The sequence below is a fragment of the Undibacterium sp. TC4M20W genome (assembly GCF_049340245.1).
In the GTDB taxonomy this organism is placed as follows: domain Bacteria; phylum Pseudomonadota; class Gammaproteobacteria; order Burkholderiales; family Burkholderiaceae_D; genus Undibacterium.
In genome coordinates this window covers 14520-30393 of record NZ_JBMPPI010000010.1, presented here as the reverse complement: position 1 = coordinate 30393, position 15874 = coordinate 14520, and the positions used below count along the sequence as shown (strand labels likewise).

The 15874-nt window shown below is 52.2% G+C and carries 18 protein-coding genes; 6 read left to right on the top strand and 12 right to left on the bottom strand.

Features of this window, described 5'->3' with window-relative positions; translation table 11 throughout:
• Positions 1–191 precede the first annotated feature (191 nt).
• The 6 genes from soxX to soxC all read right to left on the bottom strand — a co-directional run bounded on the left by soxX (position 192) and on the right by soxC (position 5145).
• Complete coding sequence (gene soxX / locus ACO0LL_RS14105) at positions 192–815, bottom strand: sulfur oxidation c-type cytochrome SoxX (protein ID WP_422951486.1); 624 nt, start codon at positions 813–815, stop codon at positions 192–194.
• 12 nt (positions 816–827) lie between these two features.
• Complete coding sequence (gene soxA, locus ACO0LL_RS14100; RefSeq protein WP_422951485.1) at positions 828–1667, bottom strand: sulfur oxidation c-type cytochrome SoxA; 840 nt, start codon at positions 1665–1667, stop codon at positions 828–830.
• Positions 1668–1680: 13 nt separating this feature from the next.
• Positions 1681–1992, bottom strand: coding sequence for a thiosulfate oxidation carrier complex protein SoxZ (gene soxZ, locus ACO0LL_RS14095; protein WP_162042322.1), 312 nt, complete (start codon positions 1990–1992; stop codon positions 1681–1683).
• 172 nt (positions 1993–2164) lie between these two features.
• Positions 2165–2653 carry a thiosulfate oxidation carrier protein SoxY gene (gene soxY, locus ACO0LL_RS14090; protein WP_422951484.1) on the bottom strand — a complete coding sequence of 163 codons (489 nt, stop codon included), beginning with the start codon at positions 2651–2653 and terminating at the stop codon, positions 2165–2167.
• Positions 2654–2774: 121 nt separating this feature from the next.
• Entirely contained in the window at positions 2775–3797 is a 1023-nt protein-coding gene (locus ACO0LL_RS14085) for a c-type cytochrome (protein ID WP_422951483.1), read from the bottom strand.
• On the bottom strand, positions 3781–5145 hold the full coding sequence (soxC, locus tag ACO0LL_RS14080; RefSeq protein ID WP_422951482.1) for a sulfite dehydrogenase: 1365 nt from the start codon (positions 5143–5145) through the stop codon (positions 3781–3783). The genes ACO0LL_RS14085 and soxC overlap by 17 nt, the downstream gene beginning before the upstream one ends.
• Positions 5146–5413: 268 nt before the next feature.
• Between soxC and ACO0LL_RS14075 the strand changes: the two genes are divergently transcribed.
• Entirely contained in the window at positions 5414–5887 is a 474-nt protein-coding gene (locus ACO0LL_RS14075; RefSeq protein WP_422951481.1) for a rhomboid family intramembrane serine protease, read from the top strand.
• Between the two features lie 125 nt (positions 5888–6012).
• On the opposite strand, the gene ACO0LL_RS14070 is transcribed toward ACO0LL_RS14075, so the two are convergent.
• A complete protein-coding gene (locus ACO0LL_RS14070; protein ID WP_422951480.1) occupies positions 6013–6915 on the bottom strand; it encodes a LysR family transcriptional regulator in 903 nt (300 codons plus the stop codon).
• A 148-nt stretch (positions 6916–7063) separates the two neighbouring features.
• Between ACO0LL_RS14070 and ACO0LL_RS14065 the strand changes: the two genes are divergently transcribed.
• The 3 genes from ACO0LL_RS14065 (at position 7064) to ACO0LL_RS14055 (ending at position 11538) form a co-directional block, all read left to right on the top strand.
• The gene (locus ACO0LL_RS14065) at positions 7064–7663 is read left to right on the top strand and encodes a short chain dehydrogenase (protein WP_422951479.1); all 600 of its coding nucleotides are present in this window, start codon (positions 7064–7066) and stop codon (positions 7661–7663) included.
• 73 nt (positions 7664–7736) lie between these two features.
• Complete coding sequence (locus ACO0LL_RS14060; protein ID WP_422951478.1) at positions 7737–8657, top strand: hypothetical protein; 921 nt, start codon at positions 7737–7739, stop codon at positions 8655–8657.
• 280 nt (positions 8658–8937) lie between these two features.
• Entirely contained in the window at positions 8938–11538 is a 2601-nt protein-coding gene (locus ACO0LL_RS14055; RefSeq protein ID WP_422951477.1) for an MXAN_6230/SCO0854 family RING domain-containing protein, read from the top strand.
• Positions 11539–11563: 25 nt separating this feature from the next.
• Here ACO0LL_RS14055 and ACO0LL_RS14050 read toward each other — a convergent pair whose 3' ends face one another.
• The 5 genes from ACO0LL_RS14050 to ACO0LL_RS14030 all read right to left on the bottom strand — a co-directional run bounded on the left by ACO0LL_RS14050 (position 11564) and on the right by ACO0LL_RS14030 (position 14728).
• Positions 11564–12145, bottom strand: a complete 582-nt coding sequence (locus tag ACO0LL_RS14050; RefSeq protein ID WP_422951476.1) for a YdeI/OmpD-associated family protein — start codon at positions 12143–12145, stop codon at positions 11564–11566.
• A gap of 141 nt (positions 12146–12286) precedes the next feature.
• A complete protein-coding gene (locus ACO0LL_RS14045; protein ID WP_422951475.1) occupies positions 12287–12811 on the bottom strand; it encodes a hypothetical protein in 525 nt (174 codons plus the stop codon).
• 12 nt (positions 12812–12823) lie between these two features.
• Positions 12824–13135 (bottom strand): hypothetical protein, encoded by a 312-nt coding sequence (locus ACO0LL_RS14040; protein WP_422951474.1) that lies wholly within the window; start codon positions 13133–13135, stop codon positions 12824–12826.
• A 55-nt stretch (positions 13136–13190) separates the two neighbouring features.
• Positions 13191–13832, bottom strand: coding sequence for a glutathione S-transferase family protein (locus ACO0LL_RS14035; protein ID WP_422951473.1), 642 nt, complete (start codon positions 13830–13832; stop codon positions 13191–13193).
• A 71-nt stretch (positions 13833–13903) separates the two neighbouring features.
• The gene (locus tag ACO0LL_RS14030; RefSeq protein ID WP_422951472.1) at positions 13904–14728 is read right to left on the bottom strand and encodes a helix-turn-helix domain-containing protein; all 825 of its coding nucleotides are present in this window, start codon (positions 14726–14728) and stop codon (positions 13904–13906) included.
• Positions 14729–14867: 139 nt separating this feature from the next.
• Between ACO0LL_RS14030 and ACO0LL_RS14025 the strand changes: the two genes are divergently transcribed.
• On the top strand, positions 14868–15287 hold the full coding sequence (locus ACO0LL_RS14025; protein WP_422951471.1) for a hypothetical protein: 420 nt from the start codon (positions 14868–14870) through the stop codon (positions 15285–15287).
• Positions 15288–15411: 124 nt separating this feature from the next.
• Positions 15412–15780, top strand: a complete 369-nt coding sequence (locus ACO0LL_RS14020) for an MmcQ/YjbR family DNA-binding protein (protein WP_422951470.1) — start codon at positions 15412–15414, stop codon at positions 15778–15780.
• The last annotated feature ends 94 nt before the right edge of the window (positions 15781–15874 follow it).

Here is a 15874-nt window from a genome sequence, read left to right as displayed (position 1 = left end):
AGAAAGGAATTCGGCCGCCGGGCCGAGACCCGGCTTGTGTCCGCGAAGGGCAATCGTTTTAATCAAGGCACACGGTTGTGCAAAGAACGCCACTGGGCTCCAGCCTGCGCTGGAGCGACGCAATTAAAGTCAGAGACAGTAACTTACACATGCTCCGACGATAGCTGCGTTAGAACAACAAAGCCGAGCCACTACTTATTCACCGGCGACTCACCGTCCAACAACAGCGCCATCACATCCTTCAACTGCGCCTCAGTCAATACCCCGTTATGCCCAAACCTCGGCATACGGGAACACGCGTTATAGGCTTGCGCGTTATACAGCTTACCCCAGGTATATTTCACAATCTCCGGGCTGGTACCGCGCAGCTTGCCGTATTGATAGAGCGAAGGACCGATATTGCCGAACGAGATTTCTGTCTTGCTCATCTGGTGGCAGGCATAGCAATTGCCGCCATTGACTGAGCCGACTGCGTCCGAAGACTGCATGCCACGGCCATTCTGGGCGATTTTTTCGCCATTCTTCCAGTCGCCCATATACTGGCCATCCGCCGGATATTTGACAGTGGCGAGTTGTGCCTGTTCGAGCTTCTTGGCTGGCTTGGCTTTCAAGCCTTGCGGATTGGCGCTGCACAGGGCCTGGGCTTCATCTTGTTGCACCATGCGTTCCATGGTGGCAGGGCCTTTGGCTTTGAAATCAGCTTTCATCATTTCCAGTGCAGCTTTGGCGTAGTCAGGCTCAGCGGCAGACACTACAACCGTACTGCAAATGCTAGCCAGCAAAACACTTATATGGCCTATACGTAAATTTTTCATGTATATCCCCTTTTAGCGTTTCAATGCAGGTGCATTCATGACCGCGCCATCGGCAGATTTTGCCAGGAACATGGTCAGTGCAGTGATGGTGTCTGACGCATAATCAGGCACGGGGAAACGTTGCTGGCGGAAACAGTCATTGAGCCTGTGCTGCATGGTCCTGACCTCACCTTGCGAAACGCGGTAAGCGGGCCAGGTCGAGTAGGCAGCCTGGGCGTTTTCCTTGTTGTTCAGATTAGGCAAGTCTTGCAGGCGTATGCGCTGACCATCTGCAGAGTGGCAGGATGCGCAGGCAAAATCATGGGAACCGGCGCGGTAATAGAATATCTTCTTGCCGATTTCATAGGCCTGTTTTTCTGCCGGATGTTTGGTGCTGATCGCTAGTTTCATGCCGCGTGATTCTGCCGTCAAAAAAGACACCAGTGCTTCGATATCAGACGGGTTACCGGCAGAACCAAAAGGTGTTTTCACCGCTTGCTCACGTGTCAGGCCTTGCAGGTTCATGCGGCAGTGCATGAGGCGCTGTTCCAGGTCCATGACCTTGTTGGTGTCTTTAAAATAGCGCGGTAATTCTGCATACGCGCCCTTGGTCACGCCTGGGCCCTTGCCCAGATCACATTGCTCCAGCGACGTCTGATTGGTGCCCAGCTTTTTTTGCCAGAGTTCCTGGCCGCGCATTTCCCATAACTCTGCCGGGTTGCCATCGGCCAGCATCTGGCGGTATTTGGCAATTTCTTCAGTTGCAGAAGTTTGAGAAGCAGCTTGTGCCTTCGCAGAACCAGACATTGCGCACAACGCTACACAGGCCGCTAGCGGCACGGCTTGCGCAAGTTTAAAGACAGCATGTGACATAGTTTTATCCTATTCAGGCGATGACGGCTTCATCACTACGCTGATCACCCTTGTTGTCTGTCCAGGTAACCGATACTTTTTCCCCTTTAACACCGCCTTTGAACTTGAAGGACAAAAACGGGTCTTTGGATACAGAGGGGCCAAATTGCGCGTCCAGCACCAGCTTGTCTTTCCATTTGGCCTGCAGTGTCTTGATGAAATGGGCAGGTACGACTTTGCCTTCAAGGTCCTTGCGCTGACCTGTTTCCATATCGTGACGTATCAATACTTTTACCTCGACAGCTTCGCCTACAACTGCCGCCCGAATACGCATAGGATCTCCCATGATGTCTCCTTTTTTTTGCTAATTTTAAATAGATACTTGATTAAGACAGGTCAAGACCTGAAAGCTCACCACAGAGGCACGGAGACACAGAGGTGCACAGAGAAACCCGCTTGTATCTGCTTCTCCAGGCTTACGATGCATCACAGTAGCACCTGACCTGAAATTCTAAAAATTAACCGCCGCAACCACCCAGAGTAACCTTGATCTCTTTTGATGCCACCAGCCATTTACCATCGGCCTTCACCAGGGCATGCACATTCGACGTTTCGCCGACCTTGACACGTGTTCCTACCTGGGGTTCAGTACCTTCGGGTATGGTAAATGCTGCCGACATGGCATTTGGATTTTTTTCAATCAAGATCGCAATGTATTCTGTATTGGCGGCCTTGCTGCTGACGTTAACCTGAACCACGGCACCATTTTCTGCAATATCCGGTGCGCCAATGATGACATCAGCACTGACGGCAGGGCTGCCAGCACCCAGCGCAGTAAACGCATCTTGCAGGCTCTTGGCTTCAAAGGCCTTGCCTTGCCATTCTGCAGCAAACACATCAGACGGTTTCAGCAAGCCTGCGGCAAAGGCCAGGCCAAACACTGTGGATATGCGTAAAAAATCACGGCGTTGCTGGCCGTCATCGTTGATCTTGAATGCCTGCTTCATTACTGTCTCCTGAGTAAGCGTACTGCCGCTATATTGCGAACTAAAAAAGTTTGATAAGCTTAACGCGAAATCGTTCCATCTATATGACATTCCTGAAAAAATCCCGGCTGTCTGCTAAATCTTACTGACGCATGACCCAGTCCAGCATGGTCTTGATGTCTGCATCCTTGATATGGCCCTGTGGTGGCATGGGGATATCACCCCAGGCACCACTGCCGCCCGCCTTGATTTTTTTGATCAAGTTCGTGTCTGCATTGGCGTCACCCTTGTATTTTGCCGCGATCTGGGCAAAGCCGGGGCCGACTACTTTGTCCTTGACGCCATGGCAGGCCGTGCAGGCATATTGTTTGGCCAGTTTCAAACCTTCATCTGCGGCTGGAGCACTGACTTTGACAACGGTAGCCTTGTTCAGATCGACGCCGCGCACGGCACCGACAGTGCGGTTCTGCTCTACCGGGTTGCCGTTCGCACTGCGGGCAAAGGCTGGCAGTTCAGAAGTGATCTTGACTTCTTTCAGGCAGTCTTTCATGCAGGCAGTGTTCTTCACATCTGGCTTGCCACTGGTTTGCCACAGGCCATGTTTCTCTATCATGCCATTGCGGTTGGGCATGCGCTTTTGCACTTCGGCGATGTTCTCGTCCGACATGGTAAAGTCGTCGGCAACCACCCCGCCAAGATTTAGGATATAAGCGGTGACTGCATACACTTCATCGGTGGTCAGAGTCTTGGGTGCATTCCAGGGCATGGCACGGTTGATGTAATCCCACAGCGTGGAAACCGTCGCTACCTTCATCAGGGTGGTGCGTTGCGGCTGGCTATTGCCCGTCAGCGCAGCGACGCGGCCATTCTTGACATCGTCTTTTGTCGTGCCACCGACGATGGGAGTGAAAACCTGGTTCGACTCACCAAAGGTGCCGTGGCAGGAGGCGCATTTGCCATCCCACACCTGCTGACCCTGATCGACACTGCCGCGCCCTTTTGGCAACCCCCTGAAGTCGGGACGCACATCGATGTCCCAAGCTGCAACTTCCTTGGGGGTCGCAGCGCGGCCTATATTGCTATAGTCTGCAGCACTGGCGGCAAGACTGAAACCAGCCAGCACAAGAACAGATAAAGACTTGCGTAACTCAGGCCACTTGTACATTGCTGACCTCACCATCTTCATTGATTTTCCAGGACTGGATAGCATTATTATGATAAATCGATTTGGTGCCGCGCACTTCGCGCAACTGGTTGATTTTGGGTTGCACATAGCCGGTTTCATCGATCGCCCGTGATTGCAAAATCGCTGGTCCGCCATCCCAGCTCCAGTCTATGTTGAAGCGGGTCAGGCATTTGCCGAGTACTGGCCCTTCAAGCCTGGCGGTGCGCCAGCTGCGGCCACCGTCGGCAGACACATCCACGCGCTTGACCTTGCCACGGCCAGACCAGGCAAGGCCAGTGACATTGTGAAAACCTTTTTCCAGCAACATCTGCCCGCCAGAAGGTGTGGTGATGACGGACTTGCATTCTTGCACCGAGGTGTATTGCCTGTGCAGGCCGCTGGGTTGCAGGTCTATATAGTGAACGGCTTCGTCCTTGGTGGCCCATGGCTGGTCACCGACTTCGATACGGCGCAACCACTTGACCCAGGACACGCCCTGCACGCCAGGTACGACCAGACGCAGCGGGTAACCGTTTTCTGGCCGCAGCATTTCGCCATTCATGGCATAGGCAACGATGACGTCATCCATGGCGCGGGCGATGTCGATGGTGCGCGTCATGGCAGAGCCATCACCACCTTCGGCCAGCACAAATTTGGCTTTCTTGCGGTCTATGCCGCAATCATCAAGCAGGACGGACAAGGGCACGCCTGTGTATTCACAGCAACTCAGCATGCCATGGGTGTATTGCACGGTAGGTACGGCGACATTGCCCCATTCAGTTGCGCTATTCGCGCCGCATTCGATGAAATGCATGCGCGAGACCGATGGCAGGCGCATGAGGTCGTCCATGGTATACACCTTGGCTTCGCGCACCAGGCCGTTGATCATGAAGCGATGCTGTGCCGGGTCTATATCTATCCAGCCCTGATGGTGACGTTCAAAATGCAGGCCATTCGGTGTAATGATGCCAAAGAAGCCCTGCAGGGGTGCGAACGACACCGATGCCTGAGGCACCCGTGTGAGACCTGGTGACTGGCGGCGTTGCAGGTTACTTTCAAACTTGGATGGCTGGCCATAACCTTGCATGACAACCGGGTTGCCCAGGCTTTTGGCATGATCTTGCAGATTCAATATCAGCGGGTCGCCATCACCTTCCACCGGTGCGGAGGGTTTGGCAAGCACAGCGCCTGACGCCAATGCCGCAGTGGCCGCAGCAAAGCTCTTGCGCAAGAAGCCTCGCCGCTCATCATTCAGGCCTTGCTCAGTAATGGCCTGGCGCAAAGGAGCATCCAAAAAATTCTCGGGTGCTTTGCGTAAAAGGCCGGACTTTTTTATCTGGATAGACATGAGACTGAAACTTTCCAATGAGATACTGGTTCAAACTGCACCTTTAAGCTACCACCATCATTAGCCGAGTAGTTTATGCTCCAAGCACAGTTTTCACGATCTGTTTTTGATCAAGCTCAAATTATACTATTTGCGCATATAATTAAATAAGAAAATGTAATAAGCAAATACTTTCTTTGATGCAATGCACAAAATATCGATGCTTTGGGTCAGGCAAACTGCATTTGTGATAAATTCTTGTCTCGCATAAACATGCAAAATCAGCAAGATGAACCTGAAAAAACTTTTACCTGTATCGCCAGCGGCAATTCTTCTCTTTGTCCTGATATTGGCGGGCTGGACTTGCTCTGCGCTGTATTTCGGCCATTCTCTTGTTGCATCCAATAAATCCCTGTGCCTGCCAGAACTAGGGGCAGCAACAGGTGCACTGTGGGAAAGCCATGAATGGTGGCGTCTGCTGGTCTCGCAATTCCTGCATGTGCATTTCCTGCACATGCTGTTCAATGCCTTGTCCATACTCATCATTGCCAGCAGCCTGGAAAAGGCAAGGGGCTGGCTGGTCCTGCTGGCGATTTATTTCATTGGCGGAACAACCGGACAGATCGCCAGTGTCTGGTACTACCCTGCACTCGTCACCGACGGTGCCTCACAGGCACTGATGGCCTTGTGTGCCGGCATGCTGGTCTTGCAGCCACGCAGCAAAGTGACCTGGTTTGCTGGCCTGGTAGTCGCATACAGATAGCGCTGGATGTGCATGCGATAGCAGCTATCAAGGCCGGGCATCTGTTTGGATTTATCGCAGGATTATTGGTCAGTATGCTGATTGCGCTGCGACAAAAAAATCAGCTTGCAAAAGAGAAGGCAGCTTTATGATGAGGCCGCATGTGTCTTTGCTGGCAAACCAAACCTGCCCACCATAAATTCTATAAACGTAGAAAGCTTTGGCGTAGGCTGCCTGTCACGTGGATACAGCAGATGCATGGGGCGTGATGCAGGCAGGTAATCTTCCATCAGGGGCACCAGTCTGCCTGCGGCAACCTCACTGGCGAGCAGCAGCTCCGATTGCATGACAATGCCAAAGCCAGCCACGGCAGCACTCTTCAAGGCCTGGCCATTATTCGAGCGCAGGCGGCTGACGGGGATGTCGGTGACCTCTTCGCTCAGGCGCCAGCGCACATGCTTGTTCCAATGTAAAAAATCCAGGCATTCATGCGTGACCAGATCGGCAGGAGTCAAAGGCGTGCCCTTGCGTTGCAGGTAGGCAGGCGCGGCGCAGATCATCATGCGGTAAGGCCGCAGCGGACGGGCAATCAGGGTGGAGTCTTCCAGCCTGCCTATGCGTATGGCGGCATCATAGCCATCTTCGACCACATCCACCAGTCTGTCATTCATGTGCAGGTCGGCGCGCATCTCTGGATACTGTGCGAGGTAATCAACCATGGCCGGGGCCAGCAACTCACTGCCAAAGGTCACGGGTGAAGTGATCTTCAACACGCCACGGGCACCGCCGCGCATCCTGGCGGCACCCGACTCTGCCTCGCTGATCTGCGCCAGTATGGCCCGGCATTGCTCAGCGTATTGCAAACCCAGCTCGGTCAGGCTCTGGCGGCGCGTAGTGCGTGTCAGCAGGCGTGCAGCGAGCAGTTCTTCCAAAAACTGTATGTGCTTGCCGACCATGACAGGTGAGATTTCGCACTGAACAGCCGCAGCCGTAAAACTGCCTGCATCGACAACGGCAACGAATACTTCCATGCTGCGCAACTTATCCATTACTCACCTCAATTACTAACCAATGGTTAGTAATATATGCGTTTCTGTGACATTTATCTACATTAAAAATTGGAAGATACTTAATCCTGAGCTTCAAAGCTTCAGGATTATTCAAAACGAATGCAATCACCAACGAGAGGAACAAATCATGAAACTCATCATCATCGGTGCCAACGGCACAGTAGGCAGCGCCATCAGCAATGAACTCGGTGCCCGTCATGAACTTATCCGCGTCGGCAAGAGCAGCGGTGAGATACAGCTGGACATCAGCAATAGCGAACAGATACAGGCACTGTTTGCCCGCACTGGCAAGGTCGATGGCGTAGTGGTTGCGGCAGGCCATGTGCATTTTGCCCCTCTGGGTGAAATCGAAGAGCAGCATTACCATATAGGCCTCAACAATAAGCTCATGGGCCAGGTGAATGTTGCGCGCATTGCCCAGGACTATCTGCACGATGGCGGTTCTATCACGCTGACTAGCGGCTTCGTCGGCGACATACAAATACGTGCTGGCGCGAGCGCCGCCATGGTCAATGGTGCTATCGAAGGTTTTGTGCGTGGCGCAGCGATAGAATTACCACGCGGCTTGCGCATCAATGTTGTCAGCCCCGGCTTGCTGGAAGCCTCGGTCGCGGCACTGGGCAGTTTCTTCCCTGGCTTTGAAGCAGTATCCGCAAAACGCGTGGGTCTGGCTTATGCGAGGAGCGTGGAAGGCGCGCAAACCGGGCAGGTTTACGCTGTGCGCTAGGCAGGTTTATGCCGTGCATTGGGCAGGCAGGACTTATCAAAAAAATAGCACAAAACAGCGATTACCAGTTAGCATGGATCTGCAATGCCGCTGGCAGCAAAGCCTGCCAGCGGCCATCATCCATGCGACCGGGAGTGCTACCTTGAGTAATGAAAACTTTGATGCCCCTATCTTCATAGAAGATGGCCCCTACATAGACTTGCTGCCCGGCGTATATCCCTATCTGTATAACGAGCGCGGTCATTGCAGGCAATTGCGCCAGGCTTTTGGCACCGAGATCAGCATCGCCAAAGCTAATCCCGATCTTGAGCTGGGCACAAAATACAAGGGCATCAGCCACCAGCCCAAGACCATACCGAATGATGGTCACCCTTACCAGATTACAGAGTTCAATTTCAAGGTGGCAGAAGTCCATTACGAAGCCATCACCGCCACCAGAGAAAGCGTGCAGGCCTTTGGCATGACGCTACTCAAAAGCGGTGAATGCCTGCGCTTTGAATATGAGGGCATGATCATGGCCCAATACACGTATGGCAAATGGGCCGGTCATCAGTCGCCCTACATAGGTGGCCGCCGACGGCGCGAGTTGCTGACCCATAATCCCACCGACCTCGAGTTCCACGACTTTCCTCACATTTTCTTTTCGCAGGATGACTTGCCGCTGGTCATCAGCGTGGCACGGTGGCGCCCCTATGTGCAAGAAATCTCGCTCGCAGACTTGTGGGTGGCACCGGGTGATGCCATCGTCCTGCCGCCCAAGACCAGGCCAGCGCCACCCGAAGGGCAACTGTCAGAAGAACAGGCGAGGCGCATCATCATAGACCTGCACGGCAACCGCAATTCTGCCCTCGCTTGCTGGGGTAGCGACAAGGCAGCACTGATAACGACCACGGTGCTGGGCAACGACCTCACCATGCAAACCCGTGCGCCGAATTACCATGAAGAACAGCACCCCAGCAAACACCCTTACCCTGGCAACAGACTTACTGAGTGATGACATCGGCCTCATCGTATCGCGTGAAATGCGGTATGAAGAGCCGGGGTTTTAGCGCATCGCTTTCACACTTATACTTTTCCAAAATCCTTGATCTTCTGACAGTATTTGCGCTAGCATCTGTATTGCGAAGGCTCAGACTGGGCTTCCTTCTACAACCTGAAACAGCCCGGTCGATTTCCTTCGCAACTTATTTCTTCACCTGATTTTATATCAGGGATACTTTGATCATCAGCGGAAGTTGGCTCGGGCCCTCTTCCGTTTTTTGTTGGAAGCGTGCATGACTTTGCCATTTTCTGCGACACAGGCTTTACTGCTCAGAAGAAAACATCTGGTTTTTGTAGAAGCAGGCACAGGCGCCGGCCTGCTGCCAGAGTCCCATCTGCAAGCTTTTGAAATCAATCTGGCGAAACTGGGTTATGCCATCTCCACCCGTCTGCGTCTGGCCTTGCAAGGTCAGAGTGCAAATGCGCTGACGCAAACCCAAAAACATGTATGGAAAGTTTTACTGGGCAAGGTCGGCGGCAACCAGCAGTTGATGCCGCAATTTCGTCGTTTCCCTGAAGATGTGCCCGCAGATACGCATGCACTGTGGCGTCAGCGTGTGCTCAGTCACTTCCTGCAACTAGCTGATCAACCCTGTCTGTTCTGTTCACGAACTGGCAGCACACATGTATTGGCGCCATGTGAGCATGTGGTCTGCAGTCATTGCTATGACGGCAGCAATTATTCTGCTTGCCCGGTCTGCGGCCAGCAAACAGAGTCATCAGCATTCTTCAAGCCAGCCCAAGTACGCCAACAACCAAAAGAAAACATTATTTTCAAGTTGCTGGATCTGGGCCAGGATGTAGATGCCGTAGCAAAAGAACTCTTGCACAACCTGTGCGAACGCAAGCAAGCCATGTCACCCGTGGACAAGGACGACTTCATCGCCATCGTGCAAGAGTATGGGATGGCAGTCATACCATGGTTGCCGCAAGTTATCCCCGTGCGTGAAAACATTGCCCTTTTGTTTGGCAACTTGTTGAAGCAATGTGAGCCGGCCCTGGTCATGGATGCGGCAAAATCGTATATCGGCACTGCCACTGATGTGCTGCGCCTGATCGCAGCCTATTCGGGCGCTGACCCCGCCTTGCAGGGCCAGACTGTTTACCGGCAACTCGCCATTGCAGAAATGCGTGGCGTCAAAAAATACCGGCCATGGTTTGAATCCAGCCACTGGCTCGCCTGGGCCAAACGCCACACCCATACGCAAGTCACCAGACTGGTCAAACGCTTTAAAGTTGCCAAACTGAGCCGCCCACTACGTAAGTCGCTTCTAGGCTTCATGGAAAGCCTGCGTCCTGATTTGCTGACTGAAGACATGCTCAGGCACAGGTCGTATTGGGTGTGGATGGGCGAATTCCTGCATCCTCATGAATACAAAAACCGTTACCCTCAGGTAGCAGCCGCGTTTACCATCATCCGCAAAAAATCTGCTGATGGCACGCCAGCGCCTGCCTTCCAGACTTATTATGGCAAGCTTGAAGCCAGCCTGCGCCTGGGCGATGCGGGTGCCATGGCTGGCTTGTTGGCGCAAAGGCCGGGGGAACTGGCACGTCGCCTGGATTTATTATTGCGAACTGCGGGTACCGATGAAACAGCACTTGCCCAGGTCAAGTCTGCTTTTCAGAAGGCACTGCCGCAATTTGCCACACCAGTGCTACTCACTTTACTGGCTCACCTGCCAGTCAGGACGCAGGCTGTCAAAACCAGGATATATTGGCCCAAGGGCCAGGTTGCCAAAGCTGTGTTTGCACCTGAGACCAGAGCAAACCTGGACGCAAATACCATAGTAGAAATAGTCGCCGCGTTGGAAGAACAACTCATGCAGCGCTTTGCTGCAAAACCCCTCTATGATCAATTCATCATAGACCGTGCATTACAAGACATTATCGTGCCGTTCAATGAGAGAACTGCGAGCAAATCGGCGATCAGCCTGCCGCGCGGCTCCAGCATTGCTGTCACACCAGAAAAAACAGCACGCCTGTTTTTACACTGGTGTCAGCCTGAGAACAATGCCAGCCGTACTGACCTGGATTTGTCAGTCGGCTTTTATGACACCGACTGGCAGTATCAGGGAGTTTGCTCCTATTACCAATTGCAGTTGCATAGCAAAAATGGTCAGCATATCGCCAGCAGTTCTGGCGATATCACCAGTGCCCCCTTCCCTGATGGCGCCAGTGAATTTGTCGATATTGATCTTGAAGCAGCCCAACTGCAAGGTATACGCTATGCAGTGGTGGTCCTGAATAATTATTCAGGTATGGCCTTTGAAGACCTGGAACGTGCCTATGCTGGCATCATGTTCAGGGACGATGTTCAAGGACATCATTTTGACCCGCGTACTGTCGAGCTCAGGTTCAATCTGCAAGGTGGCAACGGTATCTTCCTGCCCATGGTCATCGACCTGCAGGATGCACGCCTGCACTGGCTGGACATGTATTCCACAGGCATGTTCGCCATGAATAATGTCGCCAGCTCAAACAATGCCATCACCACCATTTGCCCCGAATTGATCGCCTACTTTGCCAGCGGCACGCGTCCATCGATGTATGAACTATGTCTTCTGCATGCTGCCGCGCGTGGCCAGGAAGTGCTGTTGCGCGGCAAGGACTTGCAGCGTTTTATGCGTGCAGAGAATGAAACCAATGCGGCATTTCTGGCGCGCTTGCGACGTGATTCTGGTCAGCATTTACCAGCAGATGCATTGCACTTTGAACGCAGCATTTTTGCCGCCCTGTATGAAGGTGACCTGCCCTTGCCCGAAGGCAGTGCCATCTTTGCCCTGAAACCTGCAGCCATCACAGGCAATTTGGCTGCCAGCGATCTGCTCAGTTGAGCGTGCGCTGACAGCTGAAAAGGGTTCATTCATCATCCAGCCCCTTGCCATCCAGGATCTGCGGAATCGCTTTTTCCACTCTTGATTCGCGGGTCTTGGATTGCTTGGCGGCAGAGAAATGCAGCAGGTATGCTCTTTGTCGCCCAGGGGTCAGGGCTTCAAACGCTTTTTTCAAAGCGGGCATGCTGTCAAGCTTGATCTGGAATTCATCAGGCAAATTGAATTCCGTCGTCTTTTTGAATTCCACCTTCAAACCGGCTTTTTCTACCGCAATCGCATCCTTGATATAAGCTTTGATCGCAGTTTTTTTCTTGCTGATTTCTTCAACGCTGGTGAAACGGAGTTGCCTCGCCGCCTGGGTATTCTCGGTCTGCTGTACCAGCAAACCCTTGCTGTCTTTTAGCAGTGCTCCCTTGAAAAACAGCAGGGCGGCATATTCCTTGAAGACGTGAATGAGGACGATATTTGTATCCTCATGCGTATAGCAGGGGTTGCCCCACTTGAATTCTTCAGTCAACGGGCATTCCAGGACTATGCTGCGCAATTGCCCGATTTCTTCTTTCCAGGTCTTGGCTTTGCTGACGTAGGCATCGACTTTGGGGTTCATATTGTCTCCATGAAAAAGCTGGCTTGATTATCTGGACATGCTGCTAATTTAGCATGCAAATTAGCAAGCATTCAAGTAACAGATTTCCCTGCCATCAACAACGCCACCCCGTCCGCCGCAGCCACATTTCACGCGAGCCGTTCAGGGTGTGGCAAGCTTGCCTGTGCGTATATCAAAAAACAGGCGCTTTTCGTCAGCTGTCTGGACTATGAATTTTCCATGCTCATCTATGCCCGCCCCATAACCCCAGTAATAATGCGAAACAGTTTCTTTCAAGATGCGCTTGTCGGGAATGATCTCCTTCAATCTCACCTTGCGCAATACCTTGCCATGCTTCCAGAAGGTCAGCATAACCATGTCGTGACTATAATCCTGGGGAATCAGGTTCAGGCCATCATACTCAGTCACACAATATTCGCCATCATTGCTGATAGAGGGCGCACGAAACCAGCCAGACATTTTCCAGAGCAACTTGTTATTCTTATCCAGAACTTGCGTACCAAGGAGTGGATCAGAAATGATCTGATATTGTTGATTCTGGTTGGTACGTGTGATTTTATGCGGTGGCTGCAAAGGAGAATCTGCATGGGCGTCACCCACCAATAATAAATTCAAAAATAAACTGGTCACGCAGAAAACTACGAAAGCGAAGGTCTTGTTTAACATTACAGGGCAGCCTTAAACTTTTTTTATATTCAATGCCAGATATTGCAGTAAAGGTGCGACATGAGTCAGCATCAATGGAAATGCATGTGTCTTGTCATTTAGTATGTGTTTGCTGAATTCCAGATCTTCACACAGGCTGCCTATATTCGGTTCCTTAGCGTCTTCAAGTATTGCGTGTAAAGAATCATCCGGCATGGCCCAGTAGTAGTCTTCGGTCAGTTCAACCTCTTTCAACTGCAGATCATCTTCCACATGCGACAATATGGAGTTAATGATACTGCGTAATTCTGCAATATTGATGCTGTGCTTTACTTTGACTGTCATGCTGCTTCCATGCTGATTTCATGCTGTTTCCAATATAGTCTTTACCAAAACTGAGTCACCACTTAGGCGTAATCCGCTCACCTGGCAAGACTTCATAAGGATGGGCCCAGCCCGGCAAGGCACGCAGGCGGTCGAGCCAGGCGACGATGTGCGGGTAGCGGTCTGTCAGCTTGTAACCACTCTCTTCTTCAGGATAAAACAGGTAGGCACTGAGAGAAAAATCGGCAATCGTCGGTGCATCACCGACCAGGTATTCACGATTGGCCAGATGCTTGTTGACGATGGTGAAGGCATTGTCTATGCGACCCAGCAACCAGGCTTGCACGGCAGGGTCAGGTGCCGCAGGGCCAAAGGATTTATTGAAGCGGTAGCTGGCAAAATAGCTGGTGAATTTGTGGTTATCAAATAAAAGCCAGCGCAAGACTTCGAGTTTTTCATCTTCATTCTTGCCACCAAAAGCGCCATGCTTGTTGGCGAGGTAGGTAAGGATAACGCCTGATTGTGTCAACCTGCGATCGCCATCTTCGAGAATAGGCACTTCCCCCATCTGGTTGGCTTGTTCGCGCCAGTCATTGTCACGCGTCATGCCCGTGAACATATCGACAAAAGCGTTCTCGAAAGGCTGGTTCAGTGCGCGCAGCAGGAAAGCGACCTTAAAAGAGTTACCTGACTGGCAGAGGCTATGCAGTTTGTACATGATGCTTGTCCTTGGGTGGAAAGTGAACAGGCATCTTACCAAGATTTATCGATTGTGCATAATCACCACGGTCACCCTGCCATAGCCTTCAAAAAGACTTCGGTTGGTGTATCTGCCGGATAAAACAATTCCACGCACAACTCATGCAGGGTGATGTCGCGCGGGCTGCCAAAGGTGGTCAGGGTCGTGAAGAGCGAAAGTTCATGACCATGCAACTCCATGATGCAGGGTATCAGCAAAGAGGGTTCTGTCGCTTGCGTGACGGGTGTTTGCTGTTTGAGGGCGATTACATTGGGATAGGCATGCACTTCTTCTACCAGCGCGATGATGGCCTCATCACGGGCACTCAGCATCAGCCTTTGCAGGACTTGCAAAAGATAGCTGCCCCATTCTGCAAAGTTTTTGGTAAAAGCCGCAAATCCTTGCGGATGCAGACTGGCTCTGAAGATATTGATTTCTGGTGTCAGCAATTCTGGCGGCAACAGGCTCATGAGTTTGGCAGCCGCACTGTTATGCAAGACCACATTCCAGTGCCTGTCCAGCGCGACACCGGGATAAGGGTAATGGGTATCGAGCAGGCGCTGCACTGCGGCTTTGGCCTGCGCCATGCGGGCAGTATCGAGGCCCTGTTCGCTATAGCGTGGCGCATAGCCTGCCGCCAGCAGCCAGGTATTGCGGGCGCGCAGGGGCACATCGAGCTGGCTGGCGATGCTCATCAAGAGTTCTGCGCTGGGGCGGGAGCGTCCAGTTTCTACAAAGCTCAGGTGACGTGGCGAAATATCGATGTCCAGCGCCAGTTCCATCTGGCTTATTTTGCGTTGCGTGCGCCATTCACGTATCAGGGTACCGACTGGTGCCTCTGCCTGTTCCGCTGTCGCCAATGTGAGATGAGCCATTGCGCTTCCCTTAAGAAATATGGATACCTGATGCATTATCTCTGCCCTGTTGCATAAGCGCCATTACCTGTCAGGTAATCGACTCGCTGCAAATGTAGAGCGAAACTGCAATCCCCTCAACTGTTTTTGGAGATACATCATGTCCACAGCTTCTAATACATCTGCCGCAGTCAAATTGCATGCCCCTGCCCTGTCCCTGCGCACCATTCTCGCACTGGATGCGTTGACCGGTCTTGCCATGGGCTTGCTGCTGGTTGCCGCGTCTGGCCTTTTGTCTGGCTTGCTGGGCTTGCCCAAGGATTTTTTGTTCATGGCAGGTGCCAGCCTGTTCCCTGTTGCTGCGCTGGTGGGTTTTACCAGTCGTGCTGGTGGCGAAACAAAGCAGCCTGCACCACTGGTATGGATCGTCATACTCGGCAATCTAGGCTGGGTCATCGCCAGCATATTGACGATGGAAGTCTGGTTTGAACCCAGTATATTGGGATTTGTTTTTGTCAGCGTACAGGCACTGGTGGTACTGGCTTTCAGTGTGCTGGAATATCGTGGGCTACGCAATTAAGGCCCTCGTGCTTGGTACTGAGGGGCAAGCCTGGCTTGCCTCTTACTGCTCAAGCAAGATTGCCGGAATTGCAATACACTGAAATACTTACGTATTCCATTTTGCTATTGACCTTAAGCCTGCAATGAAACTAGCTATTCTCAAAAAACTATGTGCCAGTTATGCTGGTGCCCGCGAAAGACTATACGCAGCTCCCAGCAATGTGCTGGCCTATAGCGTAGGAGAAAAATCCTTTGCCTACTTCAAGACCAGCGAACCTGAGCGCTGGCGTTTCAGCATACGGGTAACACCTGCACGCTTTCTTGAACTGACTGATATGCCGGGCGTAAAACCGGCACGGTATATGGGACGCTTTCATTGGGTGACCATCGTCGCTGTCGAGCAATTTCCTGAAGACTATTTGCGGGAATTGCTGGAGTATTCTTATCAAAAGGCTTTGTCGGGCTTGACAAAGAAAAAGCGGGAAGAGGTTTTGAAAGATGAAGCCGCTTGATTTTTTGCAGCTATCCACCGGACTGACATCACAACGGATAGCTACTGAAATCAGGCCGTTTCCAGATCCCTGTTCACGACCTCACTCACCGGCA

Bases quoted from the DNA above. Each gene is read 5' to 3' on its own strand.
- ACO0LL_RS14065 (WP_422951479.1), top strand. From the start codon at position 7,064: ATGAAACTCATCATCATCGGTGCCAACGGCACAGTAGGCAGCGCCATC.
- ACO0LL_RS14085 (WP_422951483.1), bottom strand. From the start codon at position 3,797: ATGTACAAGTGGCCTGAGTTACGCAAGTCTTTATCTGTTCTTGTGCTG.
- soxX (WP_422951486.1), bottom strand. From the start codon at position 815: ATGAAAAATTTACGTATAGGCCATATAAGTGTTTTGCTGGCTAGCATT.
- ACO0LL_RS14055 (WP_422951477.1), top strand. From the start codon at position 8,938: ATGACTTTGCCATTTTCTGCGACACAGGCTTTACTGCTCAGAAGAAAA.
- ACO0LL_RS14045 (WP_422951475.1), bottom strand. From the start codon at position 12,811: ATGTTAAACAAGACCTTCGCTTTCGTAGTTTTCTGCGTGACCAGTTTA.
- ACO0LL_RS14075 (WP_422951481.1), top strand. From the start codon at position 5,414: ATGAACCTGAAAAAACTTTTACCTGTATCGCCAGCGGCAATTCTTCTC.
- ACO0LL_RS14025 (WP_422951471.1), top strand. From the start codon at position 14,868: ATGTCCACAGCTTCTAATACATCTGCCGCAGTCAAATTGCATGCCCCT.
- soxY (WP_422951484.1), bottom strand. From the start codon at position 2,653: ATGAAGCAGGCATTCAAGATCAACGATGACGGCCAGCAACGCCGTGAT.
- ACO0LL_RS14040 (WP_422951474.1), bottom strand. From the start codon at position 13,135: ATGACAGTCAAAGTAAAGCACAGCATCAATATTGCAGAATTACGCAGT.
- ACO0LL_RS14050 (WP_422951476.1), bottom strand. From the start codon at position 12,145: ATGAACCCCAAAGTCGATGCCTACGTCAGCAAAGCCAAGACCTGGAAA.
- ACO0LL_RS14030 (WP_422951472.1), bottom strand. From the start codon at position 14,728: ATGGCTCATCTCACATTGGCGACAGCGGAACAGGCAGAGGCACCAGTC.
- ACO0LL_RS14060 (WP_422951478.1), top strand. From the start codon at position 7,737: ATGGATCTGCAATGCCGCTGGCAGCAAAGCCTGCCAGCGGCCATCATC.
- ACO0LL_RS14070 (WP_422951480.1), bottom strand. From the start codon at position 6,915: ATGGATAAGTTGCGCAGCATGGAAGTATTCGTTGCCGTTGTCGATGCA.
- soxC (WP_422951482.1), bottom strand. From the start codon at position 5,145: ATGTCTATCCAGATAAAAAAGTCCGGCCTTTTACGCAAAGCACCCGAG.
- ACO0LL_RS14020 (WP_422951470.1), top strand. From the start codon at position 15,412: ATGAAACTAGCTATTCTCAAAAAACTATGTGCCAGTTATGCTGGTGCC.
- ACO0LL_RS14035 (WP_422951473.1), bottom strand. From the start codon at position 13,832: ATGTACAAACTGCATAGCCTCTGCCAGTCAGGTAACTCTTTTAAGGTC.
- soxZ (WP_162042322.1), bottom strand. From the start codon at position 1,992: ATGGGAGATCCTATGCGTATTCGGGCGGCAGTTGTAGGCGAAGCTGTC.
- soxA (WP_422951485.1), bottom strand. From the start codon at position 1,667: ATGTCACATGCTGTCTTTAAACTTGCGCAAGCCGTGCCGCTAGCGGCC.